Source organism: Mycobacterium sp. 23, assembly GCF_048287075.1.
Lineage (GTDB): Bacteria > Actinomycetota > Actinomycetes > Mycobacteriales > Mycobacteriaceae > Mycobacterium > Mycobacterium gordonae_B.
In genome coordinates this window covers 5,192,995-5,216,852 of the sequence record NZ_JBLVUX010000005.1, presented here as the reverse complement: position 1 = coordinate 5,216,852, position 23,858 = coordinate 5,192,995, and the positions used below count along the sequence as shown (strand labels likewise).

General features: G+C 65.4%; 20 protein-coding genes and 1 tRNA gene. 13 read left to right on the top strand and 8 right to left on the bottom strand.

Annotated elements, in window-relative coordinates; all coding sequences use genetic code 11:
- Positions 1-108: 108 nt before the first annotated feature.
- Positions 109-2,046: a fumarylacetoacetate hydrolase family protein gene (locus ACNQS7_RS25355; protein ID WP_418014702.1), complete on the bottom strand. Its 1,938-nt coding sequence runs from the start codon at positions 2,044-2,046 to the stop codon at positions 109-111.
- The gene (locus tag ACNQS7_RS25350) at positions 2,043-4,319 is read right to left on the bottom strand and encodes an ATP-dependent DNA ligase (RefSeq protein ID WP_418014701.1); all 2,277 of its coding nucleotides are present in this window, start codon (positions 4,317-4,319) and stop codon (positions 2,043-2,045) included. The genes ACNQS7_RS25355 and ACNQS7_RS25350 overlap by 4 nt, the downstream gene beginning before the upstream one ends.
- A gap of 24 nt (positions 4,320-4,343) precedes the next feature.
- Between ACNQS7_RS25350 and ACNQS7_RS25345 the strand changes: the two genes are divergently transcribed.
- From ACNQS7_RS25345 to ACNQS7_RS25330, 4 genes are all read left to right on the top strand, one after another.
- Complete coding sequence (locus ACNQS7_RS25345; protein WP_418014700.1) at positions 4,344-5,294, top strand: carbohydrate kinase family protein; 951 nt, start codon at positions 4,344-4,346, stop codon at positions 5,292-5,294.
- A 4-nt stretch (positions 5,295-5,298) separates the two neighbouring features.
- Positions 5,299-6,240, top strand: a complete 942-nt coding sequence (locus ACNQS7_RS25340; RefSeq protein ID WP_418014699.1) for a Ku protein — start codon at positions 5,299-5,301, stop codon at positions 6,238-6,240.
- A 47-nt stretch (positions 6,241-6,287) separates the two neighbouring features.
- Positions 6,288-7,412, top strand: a complete 1,125-nt coding sequence (pstS, locus tag ACNQS7_RS25335; protein WP_418014698.1) for a phosphate ABC transporter substrate-binding protein PstS — start codon at positions 6,288-6,290, stop codon at positions 7,410-7,412.
- Positions 7,413-7,675: 263 nt separating this feature from the next.
- Positions 7,676-9,799, top strand: coding sequence for a protein kinase domain-containing protein (locus ACNQS7_RS25330; protein ID WP_418014697.1), 2,124 nt, complete (start codon positions 7,676-7,678; stop codon positions 9,797-9,799).
- Between the two features lie 6 nt (positions 9,800-9,805).
- On the opposite strand, the gene pstA is transcribed toward ACNQS7_RS25330, so the two are convergent.
- From pstA to ACNQS7_RS25310, 4 genes are all read right to left on the bottom strand, one after another.
- Positions 9,806-10,672: a phosphate ABC transporter permease PstA gene (gene pstA / locus ACNQS7_RS25325; RefSeq protein ID WP_055581169.1), complete on the bottom strand. Its 867-nt coding sequence runs from the start codon at positions 10,670-10,672 to the stop codon at positions 9,806-9,808.
- Positions 10,673-10,713: 41 nt separating this feature from the next.
- Positions 10,714-11,685, bottom strand: coding sequence for a phosphate ABC transporter permease subunit PstC (gene pstC, locus ACNQS7_RS25320; protein ID WP_418014696.1), 972 nt, complete (start codon positions 11,683-11,685; stop codon positions 10,714-10,716).
- Between the two features lie 12 nt (positions 11,686-11,697).
- Complete coding sequence (gene pstS / locus ACNQS7_RS25315) at positions 11,698-12,816, bottom strand: phosphate ABC transporter substrate-binding protein PstS (RefSeq protein ID WP_418014695.1); 1,119 nt, start codon at positions 12,814-12,816, stop codon at positions 11,698-11,700.
- A gap of 76 nt (positions 12,817-12,892) precedes the next feature.
- Entirely contained in the window at positions 12,893-13,258 is a 366-nt protein-coding gene (locus tag ACNQS7_RS25310; RefSeq protein ID WP_418014694.1) for a hypothetical protein, read from the bottom strand.
- Between the two features lie 585 nt (positions 13,259-13,843).
- Here ACNQS7_RS25310 and ACNQS7_RS25305 point away from each other — a divergent pair.
- The 9 genes from ACNQS7_RS25305 to ACNQS7_RS25265 all read left to right on the top strand — a co-directional run bounded on the left by ACNQS7_RS25305 (position 13,844) and on the right by ACNQS7_RS25265 (position 21,751).
- A complete protein-coding gene (locus tag ACNQS7_RS25305; RefSeq protein WP_418014693.1) occupies positions 13,844-14,266 on the top strand; it encodes a PIN domain-containing protein in 423 nt (140 codons plus the stop codon).
- A gap of 107 nt (positions 14,267-14,373) precedes the next feature.
- Positions 14,374-15,165, top strand: coding sequence for an SDR family oxidoreductase (locus ACNQS7_RS25300; protein WP_418014692.1), 792 nt, complete (start codon positions 14,374-14,376; stop codon positions 15,163-15,165).
- A 10-nt stretch (positions 15,166-15,175) separates the two neighbouring features.
- The gene (locus tag ACNQS7_RS25295; RefSeq protein ID WP_418014691.1) at positions 15,176-16,255 is read left to right on the top strand and encodes a diacylglycerol kinase; all 1,080 of its coding nucleotides are present in this window, start codon (positions 15,176-15,178) and stop codon (positions 16,253-16,255) included.
- An 84-nt stretch (positions 16,256-16,339) separates the two neighbouring features.
- Entirely contained in the window at positions 16,340-17,047 is a 708-nt protein-coding gene (locus ACNQS7_RS25290) for a flavodoxin family protein (protein ID WP_310773762.1), read from the top strand.
- A 77-nt stretch (positions 17,048-17,124) separates the two neighbouring features.
- Positions 17,125-18,366: an Nramp family divalent metal transporter gene (locus tag ACNQS7_RS25285; RefSeq protein ID WP_418014690.1), complete on the top strand. Its 1,242-nt coding sequence runs from the start codon at positions 17,125-17,127 to the stop codon at positions 18,364-18,366.
- Positions 18,367-19,437, top strand: a complete 1,071-nt coding sequence (locus ACNQS7_RS25280; protein WP_418014689.1) for a poly-gamma-glutamate hydrolase family protein — start codon at positions 18,367-18,369, stop codon at positions 19,435-19,437. It abuts the gene before it with no gap.
- 6 nt (positions 19,438-19,443) lie between these two features.
- Entirely contained in the window at positions 19,444-20,268 is an 825-nt protein-coding gene (locus ACNQS7_RS25275; protein ID WP_418014688.1) for an LLM class F420-dependent oxidoreductase, read from the top strand.
- Between the two features lie 49 nt (positions 20,269-20,317).
- Positions 20,318-20,390 (top strand) — tRNA-Arg (locus tag ACNQS7_RS25270).
- A 383-nt stretch (positions 20,391-20,773) separates the two neighbouring features.
- Positions 20,774-21,751, top strand: a complete 978-nt coding sequence (locus ACNQS7_RS25265; protein ID WP_418014687.1) for a Rieske 2Fe-2S domain-containing protein — start codon at positions 20,774-20,776, stop codon at positions 21,749-21,751.
- A 57-nt stretch (positions 21,752-21,808) separates the two neighbouring features.
- Here ACNQS7_RS25265 and ACNQS7_RS25260 read toward each other — a convergent pair whose 3' ends face one another.
- Together ACNQS7_RS25260 and ACNQS7_RS25255 are read right to left on the bottom strand one after the other, a co-directional pair.
- Positions 21,809-22,558 (bottom strand): YoaK family protein, encoded by a 750-nt coding sequence (locus tag ACNQS7_RS25260; protein ID WP_418014686.1) that lies wholly within the window; start codon positions 22,556-22,558, stop codon positions 21,809-21,811.
- 133 nt (positions 22,559-22,691) lie between these two features.
- Positions 22,692-23,852: a fatty acid desaturase family protein gene (locus ACNQS7_RS25255; protein ID WP_418014685.1), complete on the bottom strand. Its 1,161-nt coding sequence runs from the start codon at positions 23,850-23,852 to the stop codon at positions 22,692-22,694.
- Between the last annotated feature and the right edge of the window lie 6 nt (positions 23,853-23,858).

Sequence of the window (23,858 nt, the reverse complement as noted above, 5' to 3'; positions counted from 1 at the left end):
CCGACTTACGGCACCGAAGGCCGCAGGACGAGCAGCAGCTGACGCCAGCGGGATGGTCTCAGTCGCGTAGTCGACAGCCGACACACCCTCGATGGCTCCGCCGCGGCGTCACCCCTTCTGCCGCTTCGCCAGCCACTCCGCCTGCATCACCACCAACCCCAGCACCTCCTGTGCCGGAGTCTCCGGATCCAGCTCGCAGTACCGCTTGTACATATTGACGACGACGCGTTCACAGTCCAGCCACGACGCGTACTCACCGAGGTCAACCGCGTCAACGGCCTCCGCGAACGACAGGCCCTTCGCATAAAGAGCGTCGGTCTGCTCGGTGACGTAGACGAAATAGTCACGGACGGCGCGAATTCCGTCGGGGTCGGTGACCGGGCCGTGGCCGGGCACCACTGTTGGCGCATCTAAAGCGATCATCGCGTCGCATGCCGCAATCCAATTGGCGATCGGGCCGTTCCACACGATCGGCGTGCACCCGATGAACAACAGGTCCCCACCGAACAACACACCCGCGTCGGGCACGTGCGCCACCGAGTCGGCCGCGGTGTGCGCGGGACCCAGGTTGATCAGATCGACCCTGCGGCCGCCGACGTCGACACTGAGCTCGGTCTCGAAGGTCTGGTCGGCGTTGCGCACCTTGATGCCGCGGAAGTCGAAGTGCCCGAAGCGGTCCCGCACGAACGGCGTCGCGACCGGGCCGAGGTCGGCGACCTGGATGGTGACCAGCCGGTCCGCGGTGTCGTCGTGGGAGATCTCCTCGGCGGTGCCGGTCGCGGCGATGATGCGGACGCCCGGGTCCAGCAGCTGGTTGCCGTGCGTGTGGTCCCCGTTGGAATGCGTGATCAGCGCCTGAGTAATCGGGGCGCCGTCGGTGATGGGCCGCATCGCGTCCAGCATCTCGCGTGTCAGCGGCAGGTCGAACAGCGTGTCCACCAACAGCGACGCGCCGTCACCGGCGACCAAACCGGCGTTGCTCCAACCGAACCCGCCGTCCGGCAGCGTCCAGGCCCAGACCCGGTCGCCGACCTTGTGCAGTCCGCGCGTGTAGGGCACCTTCGCGCGTGCCGGATTAACACGCACCGCCTCAGCAGCGGCCGCCGGTTTCCGACGCGGCGCCAACGGCACCGGCGCCGGCGTGGATCGCACGGTCTGGCGGGTCTCCCCCAGCCCTTGCACCTGAAGAGTCACTACGTCTCCGTCACGCAACCAGCCCGGGAAGGACTCAGGCTCCCTCAGGTGCTCGACGAGGGTGCAGGTGGGCACGGTGCCGGACCCTATGACATCGCCGGGCCGCAACGTCACGCCACGCGAGGCGTAGGAAATGACCTCCCCGAAGGTCCAGTCCATGGTTCCGGTGGATCCTGTCCCGATGACGTGGTCATTGACCAGTGCCTTCACGTCGAGGCTGAGCTTGCCGCCCTCGCGGAAACCCGCCAGTTCGTCGGGGGTGACCAGGTACGGGCCCAGCGTGACTCCGCTGTCTTTCCCCTTGGCCTGCCCGATCCGGAGCTGACCTTCCAGCATCTGCAGGTCCCGCGCCGACCAGTCGTTGAAGATCGTGTAGCCGATGATCGCCTGCTCGGCCTGCTCGATGGTCAAGTCGCGACCGGAAACCCCGATCACCGCGGCGATCTCCAATTCGAAGTCCTGCCAGGCGCTGCCCGGTGCCGACGGCGCATCGTCGTAAGGCCCCAAGACCGTTGCCGGACAGGCGAAGTAGAAGGCCGGGATCCGGTACCACGTGTCCGCCAGCACCCGGCCGGCACCCGTCGCTTCCTGACAGTTGCGCATGTGGTCCAGGAAGCACAGGCTGTCCCGGACCGACGGCGGCCGCGGGATCGGCGCTGCCAGTGACACATCGGCCAGCGCCACCACCGCCGCCGGGGACGCTAACGCCGCCTCTCCGGCCGAACGCAGGCCATCCGGACCGCCACCGATCAGGTCGAGCAGCGTCGTTCCCGGCGGCACGGCGTAGATCTGGTCCCCGGAGAGCACCCCGGCTCGTTCGCCCTCGGGACTGCGGTAGGTAACCCATTTCATTCGCGCACCACCTCATTCGGATTCTTGTCGGGCCGCAAGCCGCGCCAGCTCGGCTGGCGGAGCCTGTTGTCTGGCGTCCACTCGCTGTAGCGCACCTCGCCGACCAGAGTTGGCCGCACAAAGGTAACTCCGCGGGCGTCCCGGGCGGGAAGTTTGGCGCTGAACGGCGATTTGTCCGTGTGCAGCGGTTCCAGCGTCTTCTTCAGGTTCGCCAGGTCGCGGTCGGTAAAGCCGGTGCCGACCCGACCGGCGAACTGCAAACCGTCCGGGCCGGGAATGCCAACCACCAGCGCGCCGATGCCACCACCGCGGCCCCCCTCGCCCTGCCGCCAGCCGCCGATGACGACTTCCTGGGTGTTCCAGTGCTTGTCCTTGATCCAGGACGCTGAGCGCCGGCCGGGCTGGTAAGTCGAGTCGCGCTTCTTGGCGACCACGCCCTCCCAGCCGCGCTCGGCTGAGTATTCCAGTGCCTGGGAACCGTCACCGGGCAGTAGATCGGGAACGATGAGATCGCCCGCTCCACGCAGGGTTTCCAGCAGCTGCCGGCGGTCGGAGTACTTGGCCCGCAGCAACGACCGGCCGTCCAGGTACAGCAGGTCGAAGGCCCAGAATTCGATGCGGGTGGCGCGCACCCGGTTCTGCATCTGGTGGAAGCTGGGGACACCGTGCTCGTCAAGCGCCACCACCTCGCCGTCGAGCACCACGTGATGATCAGCGAGACTGGCTGCGACCGAACGCAACTGGGGGAACTCGTTAGTGACGTCCCGACCGCTGCGGGAGCGTAGCGCGACGCTGCCGTGGTCGGCGTCGACCAGCAGCCGGTACCCGTCCCACTTGCCTTCGAACGCCCACGGACCCTTCTTCAGAGCGGCGACCGAACCGTGCGTCGTGAGCATGGGCGCGAGTCCGTCGAAATCGAAGACCTTCTGGTCCTTCATCCGGTGCGCCAGCCACTGATCACCATTGGTCTGAATCAGCGCGTAGCGTCCGGAAATCCGGTTGCCATGCAGAGTGACGATCACCTCTCCCTTTTCCGGGCCGTCGCGGAATTTCTCGGCCTCATAAGTTCCGGCGTCCCAGATGATGACCTTGCCCGCCCCGTACTCTCCTTTGGGGATGGTGCCCTCGAAGCCGCCGTACTCCAGCGGGTGGTCTTCGGTATGCACCGCCAGGTGATTCACCGACGTGGTCTCGGGCAGATTCTTCGGGATCGCCCAGGACACCAGCACGCCGTCACGTTCCAGCCGAAAGTCGTAGTGCAACCGTCGGGCGTGGTGTTCCTGGATGACGAACGTATTGTCATGTCCGGTCGCGGGTTTCGCCGATGGCACCGGCTCGGGAGTCTTGGACGCATCGCGCATGCTGCGGTACTTGCTCAACCGGTCCGCCACCGGTGCGTCTGCGTCGAGTTCGGTCAGCAGGTCTCCGTCGCGTGCTACCCGCTCCAGCACCTCGTCGTAGCTGAGCTGGCGCACCTCCGGGTCGTCGAGTTCCTCCCAGGTGCGCGGCGCGGCGACCGTCGGATGTTCGCGCCCGCGTAGCGAATACGGCGCGATGGTGGTCTTGGCGCCGTTGTTCTGGCTCCAGTCCACGAACACCTTGCCGGCCCGCAGGCTCTTGGCCATGGTCGAGGTGACCAGTTTCGGCATGGTCTTTTCCAGTTGTTGGGCAACGCGTTTGGCCAGCACACTGGCGCCGCGGCTACTCACCGGCTCGTCCAGCGGGCTGTAGAGGTGCAGACCTTTGCTGCCGCTGGTCAGCGGATAGGTCCGCAACCCGATGTCGGCGATCAGGTCCCGCACTTCGCGCGCCACGTCGGTCAGTTGCGCCATCGTCACGCCTTCGCCGGGGTCCAGGTCGAACACCAGCCGGGTGGCCGGGCCCGGCTTGAGGCTTTCACCGGCCCGGGTCCACTCCGCGACGAATCGCCACTGCGGGACGTGCACTTCCAGCGCCGCCTGCTGCGCGATCCACGCCAGCCCGTCGACGCTGTCGATGATCGGGTAGGTGGTGGTTCCGGAGCGGTGGCTGACGCTCGCGCGGGGCAGCCAGTCCGGCGCCGAGGAGGCCAGTTGCTTCTCGAAGAACGAATCGTGATCCACACCGTTGGGCCAGCGTTTGCGGGTGGCGGGACGTCCGGCGATGTGCGGCAGCATCACCTCGGCGATGCCGGTGTAGTAGTCGAAGATGTCGGCCTTGGTGGTCCCGGTGGCCGGATAGAGCACCTTGTCGGCGTTGGTCAGCTTGACCTGCTGCGACGACGCCGTACCCATGCTTCTCAACGTAACGTGTCAAGCATGACGCGTGGGCTGGTCATTGGTGAAGCCCTCATCGACATCGTCGACGGGCGCTCCGAGCATGTCGGTGGCAGTCCGCTGAATGTCGCCGTCGGACTGGCAAGGTTGGGCCGCGACGTCGACTTCCTGACCCACATCGGCACCGATGCCTACGGCCGCACAATCGCTGAATACCTCAAAGAGGCTGGGGTGCAACTGGTCCCGGGTAGCGCTGATGCCGGCAAGACATCGACCGCGATGGCCACCATTGGGGCGGACGGCTCGGCCACCTACGAGTTCGACCTGGACTGGCGACTCGAAGGCACCCCGCCCGTCCCGCCGCCCCTGTTCGTGCACACCGGGTCCATCGCCGCCGTGCGCGAGCCGGGTTGCCTGGCCGTCGTGGCGCTGCTGGATGCCTACCGAATTTCGGCGACCATCACCTTCGACCCCAACGTTCGGCCGTCGCTGATCGCCGACCGCGACCAGGCCCGCCAACGCATCGACAAACTGATCGCCCTCGCAGACGTCATCAAGGTCAGTGACGAAGACCTGCACTGGCTGGTGCCCGAGCGCGCGCCGTTGGACACGGCGCGCAGCTGGCTGGGCTGTGGACCGGCGATCGTGGCAGTGACGCAGGGCGCTCACGGGGCGTCGGCGTTCTGCGCGGCCGGTCACACCGCGGTGCCCGCCAAGCCGGTCGACGTCGTCGACACCGTCGGCGCCGGCGACGCGTTCATGGCCGGCCTGATCGACAGCCTCTGGGAACTCGGCCTGCTCGGCGGCGACCGGAAGAATGAGCTACGCGGCATCGGACTCGACCTGCTGACCTCAGCGCTGGATGTCGCGGCCACCGCGTCGGCGCTGACGGTCGCGCGCGGCGGAGCGGACCTACCGGATCGGGCCGCGTTGCGCGCAGGAACTCACCCTCGGGTGTCACCGGGTTACCCGGGTACACACGGGGCATACTGACAAAATGCGCTCCATCTGGAAAGGCTCGATCGCTTTCGGGCTCGTAAACGTGCCGGTCAAGGTGTACAGCGCCACCCAGGACCACGACATCAAGTTTCACCAGGTGCACGACAAGGACAACGGCCGCATCCGCTACAAGCGTGTGTGCGAGGTGTGCGGAGAGGTCGTCGAATACAGCCATATCGCGCGGGCCTTCGAATCCGACGACGGCAAGAGCGTGATCATCACCGACGACGACATCGCCACCCTGCCCGAGGAACGCAGCCGGGAGATCGAAGTACTGGAGTTCGTTCCGGCCAGCGAGGTCGACCCGATGTTGTTCGACCGCAGCTACTTTCTGGAGCCGGATTCGAAATCCTCCAAATCCTATGTGCTGCTGGCCAAGACGCTCGCCGAGACGGACCGTATGGCGATCGTGCACTTCTCGCTGCGCAACAAGACGCGGCTGGCGGCCTTGCGGGTCAAGGATTTCGGCAAGCGTGACGTCATGGTGATCCACACCCTGCTGTGGCCGGACGAGATCCGCGACCCGGATTTCCCGGTGCTCGACAAAGAGGTGGAGATCAAACCGGCCGAGCTGAAGATGGCCGGGCAGGTGGTGGAGTCGATGGCTGACGACTTCGACCCGGACCGCTACCACGACACCTATCAGGAGCAGTTGCAGGAACTGGTCGACGCCAAACTCGAAGGCGAAGAAGCGTTTACGGTCGAAGAACAACCGACCGAACTCGATGAGACCGAAGATGTCTCCGATCTACTCGCCAAGCTCGAGGCCAGCGTGAAGGCACGCTCGGGCGCCGCAAAGGAGCCGACTGACAAAGAACCGGCGAAAAAGGAACCGGCGCAGAAGGCACCCGCTAAAGCGGCGAAGAAGACGCCGGCAAAGAAGGCTCCCGCCAAGAAGTCTGCGGCCAAGAAGGCCGGCACCAAAGCCACCAGCAAATGAGCATCAGGAGTAGGCTCATCGTGCTGCCGACCCCTCGAGGAGTTGCCGTGAAGTCCACTCGATTTGGCGTCGCGCTCAGCCTGCTGGTTGTCAGCGCACTGGTGTTGTCGGGATGTGGCGGCAATTCCGGAAAATCGGCGTCGTCGTCATCGAGTGCCGCACCGGTCGTCCCGGTCAACTGCGGCGGTAAGAAGAAGATCCTGGCCGGTGGCTCGACGGCGCAGAAGAACGCGATGGAGCAGTTCGTCTACGCCTACATCCACGCCTGTCCCGGCCACACCCTGGACTATGCCGCCAACGGCTCGGGCGCCGGCATGAAAGCGTTCCTCGGCAACGAAACCGACTTCGCCGGCTCCGACTCCCCGATGAATCCCGACAAGGGCGAACCGGACCGGGCCCGCGAGCGGTGCGGCTCGGCGGCATGGGACATCCCGGTCGTCTTCGGCCCGATCGCGGTGACCTACAACATCAACGGGGTCAATTCGCTCAGCCTGGACGGACCCACCATCGCCAAGATCTTCAACGGCGCGATCACCAGGTGGGACGACCCGGCCATCAAGGCACTCAACCAGAGCACCAACCTGCCGCCGACGCCGATCCACGTCGTATTCCGCGGCGACCAGTCCGGCACCACCGACAACTTCCAGCGCTATCTCGACGCCGCCTCCAACGGCGCCTGGGGCAAAGGCACGGGACAGGCCTTCAACGGCGGCGTCGGTGAAGGTGCTGCCGGCAACGACGGTACGTCGCAGGCCATGAAACGAACCGATGGGTCAATCACCTACAACGAGTGGTCCTTCGCGGTGGGGCATCAGTTGAACATGGCCCAGGTCATCACCTCGGCCGGCCCGCAGGCGGTATCCATCAGCGCCGAGACGGTGGGCAAGACAATCGCCGGGGCTACCTTCAAACCCGGCAGCGACACCAACGACTTGATTGTCGACACGTCGTCCTTCTACAAGCCGACCCAGGCCGGCGCCTACCCGATCGTCCTGGTCACCTACGAGATCGTCTGCTCGAAGTATCCCGACAGCCCGACGGGCCAGGCGGTTAAGGCGTTCATGCAAGCCACAATTGGCGACGGCCAAATCGGTTTGGATGAGTATGGATACATCCCGCTGCCCAACTCGTTCCAATCGAAATTGGTGCCGGTCGTCAACGCCATCGCGTGACCGTCGGTGACCGGGACGCGTTGCGTCACCGCCGCTTCCACCGCGGGCAGCGACTGTCATTGGCCAGCAATGGATTTCGACGCGTACAATTAGTCGGCGGCCAGCCCCCCGCCGGGCGCGCCGTTACTCACTCGTGATTCAAAATTCACGCTGAGTCGCCGGATTTTGTTGTGTGCCTCCGCTCGGAGGATTTACCGTGTGTTAACCATCAGTTTCAGCGCGGCGGCGCCGGTGGCGTCGGCCGGGCGGAGGAGGCATCGACGGTGACCAACACCGGGTCGGAATCGCGGGTCGGGTCACTCTTTGGTCCCTATCAGTTGGTGCGCCTGATCGGCCGCGGCGGGATGGGTGAGGTCTACGAAGCCGAAGACACCCGCAAGCACCGGGTGGTGGCGCTCAAGCTCATCTCGACGCAGTTCTCCAACAACCCGGTGTTCCGATCCCGTATGCAGCGGGAGGCCGACATCGCCGGCCGGCTCAATGAGCCGCACATCGTGCCGATTCATGACTACGGCGAACTCGACGGACACTTCTTCGTGGAGATGCGCCTCATCGACGGTGTGTCACTGCGGTCCATGCTGACCCAGTTCGGGCCCCTCACCCCGGCCCGGACGGTCGCGATCATCCGGCAGGTCGCGGCGGCACTGGACGCCGCGCACGCCAGCGGCATCACGCACCGCGACGTCAAGCCGGAGAACATCCTGGTGGCCCAGAACGACTTCGCCTACCTCGTGGACTTCGGCATCGCCCGTGCGGCGCACGACCCCAACCTGACCCAGAGCGGGATGGCGGTCGGCACCTACAACTACATGGCTCCGGAACGGTTCACCGGCGACGACGTCACGTACCGGGCAGACATCTACGCGCTGGCCTGCGTGCTGGGTGAGTGCCTGACCGGGGCGCCGCCCTACCGCGCCGACAGCGTCGAGCGCCTGATCGCCTCGCACCTGATGGAACCGGTGCCGCGGCCCAGCGTCCTGCGGCCGGGCCGCGTCCCCGCGGCACTCGACCACGTGATCGCCAAGGGCATGGCCAAGAACCCCAACGACCGGTACATGACCGCCGGCGACCTCGCGATCGCCGCGCACGAGGCCCTCAGCACGCCCGAACAGCGCCAAGAAGCCACCATCCTGCGCCAGGGTGACAACGAAACGCTGATGCTTCCCGCGGTCGACCCGGGTGCGGGCGGCTGGTCCAGCCAGGGCGGCTCGGGTTCCTACCCGAGCAGTCCCGCGACCATGCGGGCCCCGGTTCCGCAGTTCCGCACCGGCGACGAGACGATGGCGCAGCCACTGCCGTCCAACACCGGCGGCTGGCGGGAGAGGCCCCAGAACAACTCGGATCAGTTCACCCAGGCCGCCCCGGTTCCGCCCGCGGGATGGGCCAGTCACCCCGGCGTCGCCAACCCCTCGGGACCGGTTCCCATGGGCCCTCCGCCCTATCAGCAGCATTCCCAGCCGCACCCGGCCGCCGCTCCGGCACCGCCACCGAAGCCGAAGAAGTCACGCAAGGCGCTGATCATCGGCGCCGCCGCCGCGGCCGTCCTGCTGGTCGTCATCGCGGCCACGGCATTCTTCCTCAGCGGCTCCGACGGCAACGGATCCTCGACGCAGAACGCGACCGGCCAACAGGTGATGCCGTTCAACGGCCTCAACTTCCGCTTCGCCCCGGGCGGGGTCGCGGTCGACCCCAGCGGCACCGTCTACGTGACCAACCAGACCATGTACGGCCGCGTCGTGACGTTGCCGGACGGATCCACCTCGCCGACGGTCAAGCCGTTCAACGGGCTGTACGAACCGCAGGGTATCGCCGTGGATGCGGCCGGCAAGATCTACGTCAGTGACTTCAACAACCGGGTGGTGGCACTCGCGGGCGGGTCGAACAACCAGGTGGTGCTGCCCTTCAACGGGCTCAACTACCCCGAGGGCGTGGCGGTAGACCCGCAGGGCAACGTCTACGTCGCCGACCGCGGCAACAACCGGGTGCTCAAGCTGGCGGCGGGCAGCAACGCGCAGACCGAGTTGCCGTTCAACGGGCTGAAGAATCCCGACGGGGTGGCCGTCGACAGCGACGGCAACATCTACGTCACCGACACCGACAACAACCGGGTACTGAAGCTGGACGCCGGAACGAGCAACCAGTCCGAGTTGCCGTTCACCGGCATGAGCGCGCCGTGGGGGATCACCGTCGACGGTGCGGGCAACGTCTACGTCACCGAGCATGACAACAACGTGGTGGCGAAGTTGCCGGCCGGCGCGACCGCCTCGGTTGAGTTGCCGTTCTCCGGCCTGAACACCCCGCTGTCGGTGGCCGTGGACAAGAAGGGCAACGTCTACGTTGCCGACCGCGGCAACGGCCGGGTGTTGCGTCTCCCGCCCGGCTCGTGAGCCCGCTCAGCGCCGCCGGGTGGCCAGGAACCGCATCCCCGCCGCCGAAAGGTTGATCACGGCGACGATGATGATCAGCGTCAGCGCCGCACCCCAGACTCGCAGGAAACCGGCGTGTTCGGGGTTGGTGAGCTCGGTGTAGATCAGTAGCGGCAGCGATGCCATGTTGCCGTTGAAGATGTCGTAGTTGATCGACCGGCTGTAGCCCACCAGCACCAGCACCGGGGCGGTCTCGCCGATCACCCGGGCGACCGCCAGCAGCACGCCGGAGATGATGCCCGGAGTCGCGATCGGGGCCACGATTCGCACGATCGTCTTCCACTTCGGAACGCCCAGTGCGTAACTGGCTTCGCGCAATTCGTCCGGCACCAGTCGCAGCATCTCCTCGGTGGAGCGCACCACCACCGGCAGCATCAGCAGCACCAGTGCCAACGACACGGCGAAGGCGCTCTGTTGCAACCCGAGCGTGGCGATCCAGAGGCTGAAGATGAACAGCGCGGCCACGATCGACGGCACCCCGGCCAACACGTCCACCATGAACGTCGTCACCCGCGCCATCCGACTGGTCCCGTATTCGACGAGATAGACCGCGGTCATCAGACCCAGCGGCACCGCGATCACCGCCGCCACACCGGCCTGCGCCACGGTCCCGTACAAGGCCTGGTACACGCCGCCGGTGAATTCCTCGGGCAACACGCCCCGCAGCGAGTGCGTCCACCAGTCCATCTGCACGACCGCGTGCCAGCCGCGCGCGATCACCACCGCCAGCAGCCAGACCAGCGGCACCAGCGCGATGAGGAACGAGGCGACGAAGAATCCCGTCGCGACGTTGTTGGTGATCCGGCGCCGCAGACTCAGGTGCCGGTACAGCATCGCCTTGACCGGCTGTTCGAGCGCGGTGGCACTGACCTGGCTCACCCGTTGACCTTCCCGCCGGCGATCGCGCGTGCCGCGGCGTTGACCATGAAGGTCAGCACGAACAGTGCGAATCCGGCCGAAATGTAGGCGCCGGTCGGCAGCGGCGCACTGAATTCCGATGCGGCAGAGGCGATTTTGGAGGCAAACGTATAGCCGCCGTCGAACAGCGACCAATTCCCGGGCTTCGCGGCCGATCTCAGGATGATCAGCACCGCCACCGTTTCGCCCAGCGCACGTCCCAGACCCAGCATGGAGGCCGCGATCACCCCGCTGCGACCGAACGGCAGCACGGTCATCCGTATTACTTCCCACTTCGTCGCGCCCAGTGCCTGCGCAGCTTCGATCTGCATCGGCGGAGTCTGGCGGAACACCTCTCGCGAAACCGAGGTGACGATCGGCAGGATCATCACCGCCAACACGATGCCTGCGGTGAAGATCGTGCCGCCGCCGGCGAGCGAGACGTTGCCACTCTTGAACAGAAACAGCCAGCCCAGGTTCTTGTTGAGGACGGTGGCAACAGGCAGCAGTTTCGGCGCCAGTACGAAAATCCCCCACAACCCGAAGATGATCGAGGGGACCGCGGCCAGCAGATCGACCATCGCCCCGAACGGCCGGGCCAGCCGCTTCGGGGCGTACTGGGTGATGAACACGGCGATACCGACGGCGATCGGTACCGCCAGCGCCAGGGCGGTGATCGAACTGAGCACGGTGACCATGAACAGATCGCGGATCCCGAAGGCCACCTTGTTGGCGGAGGTGTCGAACTGCGCGCTGGTGAAGAAGTTGGCCTGGTTCGCCTGCAATGACGGAATCGCCTTGATCAGCAGGAACACCGCGATCAGCACGATCGCTACCACGATGGTGCTCCCGGCTGCCGAAGCGACCAACTGAAACAGGCGGTCCGCCCGCCGCGCCGCGCGCGCGTCCACCTCCGCTAGCGCGTGTTTAGCCAGCGGGGCTTTGACCACGTGAACCTCAGATCAGGAGATCGCGTTGACCGCGGTCGACAGCCTCGACTTGAACGAGTCGGGAATGGGGACGTAACCGTTGTCGCCCAGCCCATTCTGGCCACCGCCGATGGTCGACTGCAGGAACGCCTTCACCGCCGTCCCGACCTGCGCGTCCGGGTACTTCGAGCAGACGATCTCGTAGGTGGCCAGCACGATCGGGTACGAACCGGGCTGCGTGGGCCGGTAGAACGAGAGCGTGTCGAGCACGAGGTCGTTGCCCTGACCGGAGATCGTGGCGCCGGCGATCGTCTTGCCGACCGAGTCGGTGCCGATGGCAACCGGCTCCGGACCGGCCGAGGTGATGATCTTGGCCATGTTCAGGCGCTGGCCCTGGGCGAACGACCACTCGTTGTAGGTGATGGACCCTTCGGTGCTCTTGATGGCCGCCGAGGTGCCGTCGTTGCCCTTGGCGCCTTCGCCGACGCCGCCCTTGAAGGCCTTACCGGCGCCCTTGCCCCACGCGCCGTTGGAGGCGGCGTCGAGGTAGCGCTGGAAGTTGTCCGTGGTCCCGGACTCGTCGCTGCGGAACACCACGTGGATCGGCGTGGCAGGCAGGTTCGTCCCCGAGTTGATGGCCGCGATCGCCGGGTCGTTCCAGGTGGTGATGGCGCCGCTGAAGATCTTGGCCAGCGTGGTCCCGTCGAGGTTCAGCGAACTGACGCCGCCGAGGTTATATGTGACCGCTATGGGGCCGAACACCACGGGCAGGTTCCAGGCCGGCGCGTCGCCGCAACGCTTCTGCGCCGCCGCCGCCTCATCCTTGCTGAGCGGCGAGTCAGAACCACCGAAATCGGTTTGGTTGCCGTTGAATTCGCTGATTCCCGCACCCGAGCCGTTGCCGGTGTAGTTCAACGTCTGGCCGGGGCAGGCCGATTCGAACGCCTTGACGAAGCGGGTCATCGCGTTGGCCTGCGCGGTGGAGCCGCTGGCCTTCAACGTCTTCTTGCCACCGCAGCTCACGCTGCCCGACGAGCCGCCCGACGTTCCCTGACCTCCCCCACCAGCGTTGTTGTCACTACCGCACGCCGACAACACCAGTGCACCCGAGGCCAGCACTCCGAGCGCGGCGCCAAATCGGTTGAGTTTCAATTCACTTCCTATCGGTAGACATGAAACATACTAACCGCCGCCCCTCCGCCACGGCTTGTCCGACCAGACCCTTTCCTCACTCCCTTGCCGCTACATTAACAACAGGTAACGGCCGGTGAAAGAGTCGACGAAAGCGACGTTGCGCCACTGCCGCCTCGCGCCGCACCGGCAGGCTCGCCGGAGCCGCGCCGGGCCGGCCTGTCCGCGTTGCCCAAAGGCGTTGCCGGTCAAAGCTTTTCATCATGGCCAGCTGAAGGCCCAGCGGGAACGAACGAAGCCGGCGAGCCGCGACGCCGGCCCGGTCCTCGGTGCCCCGATCCACGACATCGCCGTTGAGTTTCGTCGAATGACCCATTGTTTTCGTTCCCCGAAGTTCCGATTCGACGTTCCCGAGGATGCTGACGAAACCATCTGAGAATGAGCCGAATCCGGCGCAATTCATTTCCCGCACTGTATTGCTGTCCCGACATTAACCGACGCGCCGTTATTGCCCGCTTCGACCGTCCGTGCCGACCCCGCAGCGGCGCGCGCGTTACGCGATCGGATTCCAGGTATCCGACGAAACTTACTGGATCGGGCCCGATTCACACGCAGCACCGTCAGGGGCCGACAGATGGAGGCGATCCCACAGCGGTGCGGGAAGGTGAATGACCCGCGGTCGACTTTACTTTGCCAGTACTTTTGTCCAGCGTCTGTGCATCGCATTTGTGGTTCCGCGCTAATGTCCGCCGTAATGCGATGCACTCTTTTGCATATACCGTGTCCATTAGTTTTACAATGACCGGCGGTCACATAACGTTTCGATAACAAAGCCATTCTTGGCGCCGTTATTCACGCCTTCCCCGCTAGCTTGGGCGCTTACACGCTCGGCTCAAAGACGACCTGCAAGAGCCCCGCGCTCGGGTTTCTTCGCGACGCCCCGGCATTGCCCGCCGGCGCCGAGCTGTCGGCACGGGCAACCAACGATGGTCGAAAAATGCTTTTACGGAGGGGTTTTCGTGATGCGCACCGACACGGGAGGCTCAGCGTGGCGCTGGTAGGACGCTACCTCATCGACACCAGCGCCGCAGCCAGGATGTCCCACCCGGAGGTGTCACGCCGGTTGCGCGCACTGCTCGCCACCGGGGTCGTCGCCACCACCGCATCGCTGGACGCCGAAGCACTCGCCGCGGTTCTCGGACATGAGGAATACGAGGAACGGTTGGCAGACCACCGCGCAACCCGGGAATACCTGCCCACCAATGACGAGCACTGGCACACCGCCCTGGGCGCGCAGCGGGCGCTGGCGAAGACCGGCGTGCACCAAACGGTCGACATCGCCGATCTGCTGACCGCCGCGCTCGCGTCCGCTCACAAGCTCGTCGTGGTGCACTACGACGAGTGTTTCGAGACGGCCGCAACGGTATTGACGTTCCAGCACCGGTGGGTGATGCCGCGCGGCTCTCTTTAGGGGCCTGCTGCATTACGTTTCCGGGGCAGTGTGACAAACTAGAACCTGTTACAGAAATCCCCCGGGACGGCGCCACCGTTTCGGCCGTCAACTGAAACGAGGCCCTCGTGATCCTCGACAGGTTCCGTCTGGACGACAAAGTCGCAGTCATCACCGGAGGCGGTCGCGGCCTGGGTGCGGCCATGTCCGTGGCGTTCGCCGAAGCCGGTGCCGACGTCGTCATTTCGTCCCGAACCCAATCCCAGTTGGACGAAGTGGCCGAGCAGGTTCGCGCGACCGGGCGCCGCGCCCACGTCATCACCGCCGACCTGGCGCATCCAGAGGACACCGCCAAGCTGGCCGGTGCGGCCGTCGAAGCGTTCGGGAAACTAGACATCGTCGTCAACAACGTCGGCGGCACGATGCCCAACACGCTGCTGACCACGTCGACCAAGGACCTCAAGGACGCCTTCACGTTCAACGTCGCCACCGCGCACGCCCTCACCGTCGCGGCCGTGCCATTGATGCTCGAGCACTCCGGCGGCGGCAGCATCATCAACATCACCTCGGCCATCGGCCGGTTGGCCGGGCGGGGCTTCGCCGCCTATGGCACCGCCAAAGCCGCCCTGTCCCATTACACCCGGCTGACGGCGCTGGACCTGTGCCCGCGCATCCGGGTGAACGCGATCGCGCCGGGGTCGATTTTGACCTCAGCGCTCGACGTCGTGGCAGGCAACGAAGAGCTGCGTGCCCCGATGGAGAAGGCGACACCACTGCGCCGCCTCGGTGATCCGCTCGATATCGCCGCTGCCGCAGTCTATTTGGCCTCACCTGCCGGCGGCTTCCTGACCGGGAAGACGCTCGAGGTCGACGGTGGCCTCACCTACCCCAACCTCGACATCCCCGTCCCGGATCTGTAAGGAGCCGATAATGGCAATACGCGTCGCCCAACTCGGAACCGGCAACGTAGGCGTTCATTCACTCAAGGCTCTGATCAGCAACCCGGAATTCGAGCTCACCGGCGTCTGGGTGTCCTCAGATGCCAAGGCGGGCAAGGACGCAGCCGAGCTTGCCGGCCTCGACGGGTCCACCGGCATACTGGCGACCACCGATCTGGATGCGGTGCTGGCCACGCACCCGCAGTGCGCCGTCTACAACGCCATGGCCGACAACCGACTGCCCGAGGCGCTGGAAGACTACCGGCGTGTCCTGGCGGCCGGGATCAATATCGTGGGCAGCGGCCCGGTCTTCCTGCAGTACCCATGGCAGGTGCTGCCCGAGGAGTTGATCAAGCCGATCGAAGACGCTGCGCGCGAGGGCAATTCGAGCCTTTTCGTCGGCGGCATCGATCCTGGCTTCGCCAACGACTTGTTGCCCATGGCCTTGGCCGGTACCTGTCAGAGTGTCGAGCAGGTCCGTTGCATGGAGATCGTCGACTACGCCACCTACGACAGCGCCGTCGTCATGTTCGATGTGATGGGCTTCGGCAAGCCGCTCGATGAAACTCCGATCCTGCTGCAACCCGGGGTGCTGAGCCTGGCCTGGGGTTCGGTGGTCCGGCAACTTGCTGCGGGACTTGGTATTTCGCTCGACGAGGTCACCGAGAGATATGAACGGGTGCCGGCGCCCGAAGCCTTCGACATCGCGTCGGGCCACGTCCCCGAGGGCAGTGCCGCGGCGTTACGGTTCGAGGTGCTGGGCATGGTCGGTGGCCGGCCCGCGGTAGTGCTCGAACACATCACCCGATTGCGTGAGGATCTGTGCCCGGAGTGGCCGCAGCCCGCGCAGCCCGGAGGTTCCTATCGGGTCGAGATCACCGGTGAGCCGTCGTACGCCATGGACATCTGCCTGAGCAGCAGGCGCGGCGACCACAATCATGCGGGGTTGGTCGCGACCGCGATGCGGGTGGTCAACGCGATTCCCGCGGTGGTCGCTGCCGCGCCCGGCATTCGTACCACCCTGGATCTGCCGCTGATCCCGGGGCGGGGTCTCTACCTGCCGGCTGACTGATCGCCCCCGGCGGTGGCAGTTGCTGACGGCGGTATTCTCACCGCGAAAACGCCACCACCAACCCGGACGGGCAGGTAAACAACCTTGACTTCAGCAGACGGTCTCCGCGCCCTGTTCATCAACGCCACCCTCAAGCGTTCTCCCGAACTCAGCCATACCGACGGCCTGATCGAGCGTAGCGCGGGCATCATGCGTGAGCAGGGCGTCGAGGTCGACACCCTGCGCGCGATCGACCATGACATCGCCACCGGCGTGTGGCCTGACATGACCGAACATGGTTGGCAGACAGACGAATGGCCCACTCTGTACGAACGGGTGCTGGCCGCCGACATTCTGGTGCTCTGCGGACCAATCTGGCTGGGCGACAACAGCTCAGTGATGAAACGGGTGATCGAGCGTCTCTACTCGTGCTCGCATCTGCTCAACGACGCCGGGCAGTACGCCTACTACGGACGGGTCGGCGGATGTCTGATCACCGGCAATGAGGACGGCGTCAAGCATTGCGCGATGAACATCCTGTACAGCCTGCAGCACCTGGGGTACACGATCCCGCCGCAGGCCGACGCGGGGTGGATCGGGCCGGCCGGCCCGGGACCGTCCTATCTCGACCCGGGATCGGGCGGTCCAGAGAATGACTTCACCAACCGCAACACCACCTTCATGACCTACAACCTGATACACGTCGCGCGGATGCTGAAGGCCAACGGCGGCATCCCGGCCGAGGGAAACCAGCGCACGCAGTGGGACGCCGGCTGCCGCCCGACTTTCGCCAACCCGGAATACCGCAGCTAGGACGGGCGATGCCGGCGGCCAACCAGGTTTCGGTTAACCTAACTTTTTACTTCGAACAGTAGGGATAGGTCGCGACCTTGGCGCAGGAGACCACTGTCACGGACAAGGCAGGCGCGGACCGCGCGGGCTGGTATCTGCTGGGTCCTGCGTTCGTCGCCGCGATCGCCTACGTCGACCCGGGAAACGTCGCGGCCAACGTGAGCTCGGGCTCGAAGTTCGGGTATCTGCTGCTGTGGGTCATCGTCGCCGCGAATGTGATGGCCGGCCTGGTGCAGTATTTGTCGGCCAAGCTCGGGCTGGTCACCGGGCATTCGCTGCCCGAAGCGATCGGCCGGGGCATGGGCCGTCCGGCCCGGCTGGCCTACTGGGCCCAGGCCGAGATCGTAGCCATGTCAACCGATGTCGCCGAAGTGATCGGCGGGGCCATCGCGTTGCGCATCCTGTTCGGGCTGCCGCTGCCGATCGGCGGGCTGATCACCGGCGCCATCTCCCTGGTGCTGCTGCTGATCAAAGACCGGCGCGGCCAGCGCCTGTTCGAGGTGGTCATCACGGGCTTGCTGCTGGTGATCGCCCTGGGGTTCACGGCCAGCTTCTTCGTCGCCACGCCGCCGGCCGGGGAGGTGATGTCCGGCTTGGTGCCGCGCTTCCAGGGAACCGAAAGCGTCTTGCTGGCCGCCGCCATCCTGGGCGCCACCGTGATGCCGCATGCGGTCTATCTGCATTCCGGTCTGTCCCGCGACCGGCACGGGCAGCCCGAGGCGGGTGCCGCCCGGCGGCGGTTGCTGCGTGTCACCCGCTGGGACGTCGGGGTGGCGATGGTAATCGCCGGCGGGGTAAATGCCGCGATGCTGCTGGTCGCTGCCTTCAACATGCGCGGCCACGGAGACGTGGCCTCCATCGACGACGCGTACGCCGCGGTACGCGACACGATGGGGCCGATCATCGCGGTGCTGTTCGCGATCGGGTTGCTCGCCTCGGGGTTGGCGTCGTCCTCGGTGGGCGCCTACGCAGGGGCGATGATCATGCAAGGGCTGCTGCACTGGTCGGTGCCGATGGTGGTGCGCCGCCTCGTCACTTTGGGTCCGGCGATAGCGCTGCTGGCGTTGAACGTCGACCCCACGAGAACCCTGGTGCTCTCCCAGGTGGTGCTGTCGTTCGGGATCCCGTTCGCGGTGCTGCCACTGGTCCGTCTGACCGCCAACCGAAAGCTGATGGGCGGCGATGCCAATCATCCCGCCACGACGGTCGTTGGTTGGGTGGTCGCGGTGATGATTAGTCTGCTTAACGTGGCACTGATCTATCTGACGGTGACGGGCTGAATGCCGGTCCGCCGGCACCTTTACTTCGCATACGGATCCAACCTGTGCGTGCGACAGATGGCGGCACGCTGTCCCGATGCCGGTGACCCGCGCCCGGCGGTGCTGTCCGATCACGACTGGCTGATCAACGAGCGCGGCGTGGCCACGGTCGAACCGTGCCCGGGAAGCGAAGTGCACGGCGTGCTGTGGCGGCTTTCCGACCGTGACCTGACCGTCCTGGACAGCGCCGAGGGTGTGCCGGTGCGTTACCGCCGGGATCAGCTGGATGTGCACACACCATCGGGACCCTCGCCGGCGTGGGTGTACATCGACCATCGGGTGACCCCCGGACCTCCTCGGCCCGGTTACCTGTCGCGCATTATCGATGGCGCCAACCACCATGGGCTGCCGCAACGCTGGATCGACTTTCTGCACCGCTGGGATCCGACGCGGTGGCCGCATCCCTTATCTTCCAACGGGGATGGGCCGCAGTCGCTTTCAGAGTTATTGAGCGAGCCGGGCATGGTGGAGCTGAGCCGGTTGCGGTCGCGGTTCGGATTTCTCGCCATCCACGGCGGCGGTCTGGAGCAGATGACGGACGTGATCGCCGAGCGGGCCGCCCGGGACGCGGACGCGTCGGTGTACGTGCTGCGCCACCCCGACCGCTATCCGCACCACCTGCCGTCGTCGCGGTTCGATCCGGCCGAGTCTGCCCAGTTGTCGGAGTTTCTCGACCATGTCGACGTCGCCGTCTCACTGCACGGGTACGGCCGGATCGGGCGCAGCACCCAACTGTTGGCCGGCGGACACAACCGCGCGCTTGCGTCGCACGTGGCCGGGCATGTCCAGTTGTCGGGGTATGAGGTGGTCACCGATCTCGACGCCATCCCTGCGGCCCTGCGGGGCCCGCACCCGGACAACCCGGTGAACCGGGTACGGGGCGGTGGGACGCAGCTGGAACTGCCGGTTCGGGTCCGGGGTTTGAGCCCGCGCAGCCCCCTACCCGGTGCGGACGGTTGGTCACCGGTCACGGTCAGTTTGGCGCAAGGTCTGGCAGCGGCCGCCCGTTCGTGGCAGTCGTCTTCGGAGTGATGGAGGTTGTTGGTGGACAAGGATTTCCGATTCGGCTTGAGCATCCGCTACTTCAGGTCGCGGGAGGCGCTGGTGGGCATCGCCAAGCGGGCCGAGGATCTAGGATTCGACGTGCTCTGCGTGCCAGACCATCTCGGTGCGGCCGCACCGTTTCCCACGTTGACGGCGGCGGCCATGGTCACCGAACGGATCCACCTGAGCATGTACGTGCTCAACGCCGCCTTCTACAAGCCGGCGCTGTTAAGCCGCGACATCGGTGCGCTGGACATTCTCAGTGACGGACGCCTGGAGGTGGGACTCGGAACCGGTTACGTCCGTGAGGAATTCGAAGCTGCCGAGTTGCCGTACCCGAGCGCCGGAGCGCGCGTCGACTATCTGCAGCACATGACCGAATACTTGACCGAGCATCATCCGCGGGTGCCGATCATGATCGCCGGTAGCGGTGACCGAGTGATGACGCTGGCCGCCCGGCACGCCGACATCATCGGGCTCACCGGCGCGAAGGTGCGCGACGTGGAAGACCCGCTGGCCGAGCGCATCGAGTTCGTCCGCACCGCGGCGGGTGATCGCTTCAGCGCGCTCGAGCTGAACCTCGTCATCACCGCGGTGCCCGGTCCGGACGAGACCATTCCCAACCTGTCTTTGACCAGGCGCAATGCGCCCGATCGCTCCGATGAGGAGTTGCTGGCCATGCACTCGGTACTGAGCGGATCCCCTCGCGAGATGGCGGAAAAATTGGCAGGGCATCGGGAGAAATACGGCGTCACCCACTTCACCGTGCAGGACAACCACATCGACAACTTCGCCAATGTGATCGCCGAACTGCGCTGATCAGTGAGCGGTCTCCGGTCGGGGCCTCGCCCGGTAAGCTCAGCCCGTCGCCCCCGTAGCTCAGGGGATAGAGCACGGCTCTCCTAAAGCCGGTGTCGCAGGTTCGAATCCTGCCGGGGGCACTTTTTGCGTGTATGACGTCGGTTGATGCTTGACGTTTCTGTTTCGGCTGATGCTTGACAGTTGTTTCGGTTGATCCTGACGTCACGCTCGGCGAGGGGACCTATTTGCGAGGAGTCGGGGGACCGCGATGCGCCGACAACCGCGCCGAGCGTGATCTGAGGGATGAAATTCGGCCGGAAACCCACCCTCACGTCACGCTCGGCGAGGCGAGAGGAGCGGAGGGGAGGGAAAGATTCGACGATCATCGAAGGCTTCCCGCCGCCGTGGCCGCCGGGGTTACAGTGCATCCCCCTGTTGACCTGCCGGCCCTGACCGCCGGACCCCCCGGTGGCTTAATTTACTATTATAGGAAAATTGAGTCACCGGCCGGAAGGGTCCCACCATGCCGCAGCGGTTTCCCTTCGCGGACTATCCCAACGGATGGTTTCAGGTCGCCTACAGCCACGAGGTCGGCCGGGGTGACGTGATCGGCCTGCATTACTTCGGCCGCCAATTGATCTGCTACCGGGGCGACTCCGGCACCGCCTACGTCCTCGACGCATACTGCCCACATCTGGGCGCCGACATCGGGGTTGGCGGCTCGGTGCGGGAGGACTGTGTCGTATGCCCCTTCCACGGCTGGTCCTTCGACGGCGCCGGGAGCAACGTCGCCATCCCATATACCAAGCGGCCCAACCCGACTGCCAAACTCCGCAGCTGGCACACCGTTGAACGTGCCGGCATCATCTTCGTCTGGTACGCCCAGCGCGGCGGGGATCCTGAGTGGGAGTTGCCCAAGATACCCGAAAGCGACGACGCCGCTTTCGCCTTCTATGCCCCCGATGACGCGCGGTGGAGGTTTCGTTCACACCCACAGGAGGTGTTCGAAAACACCGTCGACATAGCCCATTTCGCCACGGTGCACGGGGTCTCGGCGTTCGGGGCACTCGATGTCGAGCAGGACGGGCACCTGTTTCGCGCCATCGCCGAGGTGAACTTCGAGACACCACGCGGACCGGTCTCGGGCGCGGTCGACTCCGAGCTGTTCGGGATGGGTGTCGACGTGGTGCGGCACCGCGGCCTGGGGCGCTCGTGCACCATCCTGACGGTCACGCCTGTCGACGGTGAATACGTCGAGGCGCGATACACGTTCTTCGTGGCCCTCGACCCCGATACGGGTGAAATGACCAGGATGGGAAAAGGATTCGCGCGCGACTTCTGCAAGCAGATCGAACAGGACATTCCCATCTGGGAGAACAAGATCTACCGCGACCGGCCCAAACTGGCCCAAGGCGAATCTGCGATCATGCAGTTTCGCGACTGGGCGCAGCTTTCCTACGAACCCGGCACCGAGGAAGCGCCATCACCTCGACGAACGTGAACTGACGGCGATAATTCCGGCGAAAAGTCGCCGCCAGTGCACGCTCGGCGCGCCGGGTCAGGCGTGCACGGTCTCCGCGCTCGCATCCTCCGATTCGTCGCGGCGATTACGGGTGTGCAGCAGGCAACCGGCCGCCACGGCCAGGCATGTGACAGCGGGAATCACCAGCGCCCACCCGCCCAGCCGCGAACCGACGAGCAGACCGATCACGCCCCCCGCCAGGAACAGGACGAAGGTCACCGTGAGCACCGTGCCCTTCCACTTCTCCAAGCCGTGCTCGCGACTGCGGCCGAGCATCAGGCCCAGGTCGGTGATGGTGCCGGTGAAGTGGGTGGTCCGCACGGCCATCCCGCGAAAGCTCGACGTCAACCCGTTCTGCATGCCGAGCGCCGTCGCGGCGCACACCGCCTGCAGGATGGGTTGCTCCATACCGAGCGTGGACAGGAGCGCCCTGACCGGGGTGTCTTCCAGGCCGGCCGCGGCCAGACCCAGCAGCGTCGCCTCGAAGATCAACAGCGCGGCATGCCGCGGGCCGGCCTGCGCGCGCGTCGGCGCCAGCACCGCTCCCGCGATCGCCGCCCCGAACAGGAACCCGAAGATGATGGCAGCCAGCAGGTGTCCTTCGTAGAGCCAGGGATTGGCCGTGTTCATCCCGAGCTGGGTCGTGGCTGCCGTCACATTCGCGACCGGAAACGCCAGCAACAAGATAGCCACGGCGTTGACGAACCCCGCCGTCAACGCGAGCACGGCGCTGTACCCGAGGACAACCCAGCGGGGTAGCGGCCCGCCTTCCTCGGCAGGTTCCATCCACCATTGCATTGTCGTTCAATACCCACCTGCGTTGCGGCCTAATCGCGTTCGGTCAAACAACCTTCGGTAAACGGCCCGTTAACCAAAAATCGGAATTTGGCCTGAATTAATTGACGCAGAGATGTGCCGCTCAGGCCGCTTGAGCTTCCCGACGCGGCCGGGCGAAAATCACCTCGCGGATGGCCGACGGCTGCATGGCTTCCGACGCCTTGCGTCCGAAGTCGTTGGGCAGCGACAGTCGGAAGACCTTTTTCCACGCCGAGGCGACCTGGCGCGGCAGCGAACCGGTGGTGTAGGTCAACCCGTACCGCTCGAACAACTCCTGCACCTTCGGTGCGATCTCCTGATACCGGTTGCTCGGCAGATCCGGATACAGGTGGTGCTCGATCTGAAACGAAAGGTTGCCAGTCATGAAGTGCAGGAACGTATTTCCTGAAATATTCGCCGACCCGAGCATCTGCCGCAGGTACCACTGACCGCGGGTCTCACCTTCGATAGAGGTCTTCTCGTAGGTCTGGACGCCCTCGGGGAAGTGACCGCACATGATCACCGAGTGGGTCCACAGGTTACGGACGAGGTTTGCGGTGAGGTTCGCGGTCACCGTCGTGACGGCCGAGGGACCCGATAGCAATGGGTGCAGCACGTAGTCGCGCGTCACGTGCTTGCGCACTTTGGCCAGCACCTTCTTGCCCTGCTGCCGGAATTGTTCTTTATCGCTACGGCCCTGCAAATACTTGCCGATTTCGAGATCGTATGCGGCGATTCCGTACTGAAAAAGGCAGGCGTTGATGAAATTCCACAGTGGCTGCGCCAGATAAAATGGCTTCCAGCGTTGATCTTCGTCGACCCGCATGATCCCGTACCCCAAGTCATGGTCCTTGCCGAGGACATTGGTGTAGGTGTGATGGACCTCGTTGTGCGAGTGCTTCCACATCTCCGACGGCGAGGCGTTGTCCCATTCCCAAGTGGTGGAGTGAATCTTCGGGTCCCGCATCCAGTCCCACTGGCCGTGCATCACGTTGTGGCCGATCTCCATGTTCTCCACGATCTTCGAGATCGACAGTCCGGCGGTGCCGATCAGCCACGCGGGCGGGAACAAGGAGAACAGCAGGACCGCGCGACTGGCCAGCTCCAGACGGCGCTGGCCGTCGATGACGGCGCGGATGTACGCGGCGTCGCGCTCGCCGCGGCCGGCCAGTACGTTCTCGCGGATCGCATCGAGTTCACGCCCCAGGTTCTCGATGTCCTCGTCGGACAGGTGGGCGGTCGGGTTCGGTTGTGTAGCAGTCATTTTCAG

Coding starts and splice junctions, on each gene's coding strand:
- ACNQS7_RS25265 (WP_418014687.1), top strand. CDS start 20,774: ATGCCGCAGCGGTTTCCCTTCGCGGACTATCCCAACGGATGGTTTCAG.
- ACNQS7_RS25260 (WP_418014686.1), bottom strand. CDS start 22,558: ATGGAACCTGCCGAGGAAGGCGGGCCGCTACCCCGCTGGGTTGTCCTC.
- ACNQS7_RS25350 (WP_418014701.1), bottom strand. CDS start 4,319: ATGGGTACGGCGTCGTCGCAGCAGGTCAAGCTGACCAACGCCGACAAG.
- ACNQS7_RS25295 (WP_418014691.1), top strand. CDS start 15,176: ATGGCAATACGCGTCGCCCAACTCGGAACCGGCAACGTAGGCGTTCAT.
- ACNQS7_RS25345 (WP_418014700.1), top strand. CDS start 4,344: ATGACGCGTGGGCTGGTCATTGGTGAAGCCCTCATCGACATCGTCGAC.
- ACNQS7_RS25280 (WP_418014689.1), top strand. CDS start 18,367: ATGCCGGTCCGCCGGCACCTTTACTTCGCATACGGATCCAACCTGTGC.
- ACNQS7_RS25255 (WP_418014685.1), bottom strand. CDS start 23,852: ATGACTGCTACACAACCGAACCCGACCGCCCACCTGTCCGACGAGGAC.
- ACNQS7_RS25340 (WP_418014699.1), top strand. CDS start 5,299: ATGCGCTCCATCTGGAAAGGCTCGATCGCTTTCGGGCTCGTAAACGTG.
- ACNQS7_RS25355 (WP_418014702.1), bottom strand. CDS start 2,046: ATGAAATGGGTTACCTACCGCAGTCCCGAGGGCGAACGAGCCGGGGTG.
- pstA (WP_055581169.1), bottom strand. CDS start 10,672: ATGCTGTACCGGCACCTGAGTCTGCGGCGCCGGATCACCAACAACGTC.
- ACNQS7_RS25310 (WP_418014694.1), bottom strand. CDS start 13,258: ATGAATTGCGCCGGATTCGGCTCATTCTCAGATGGTTTCGTCAGCATC.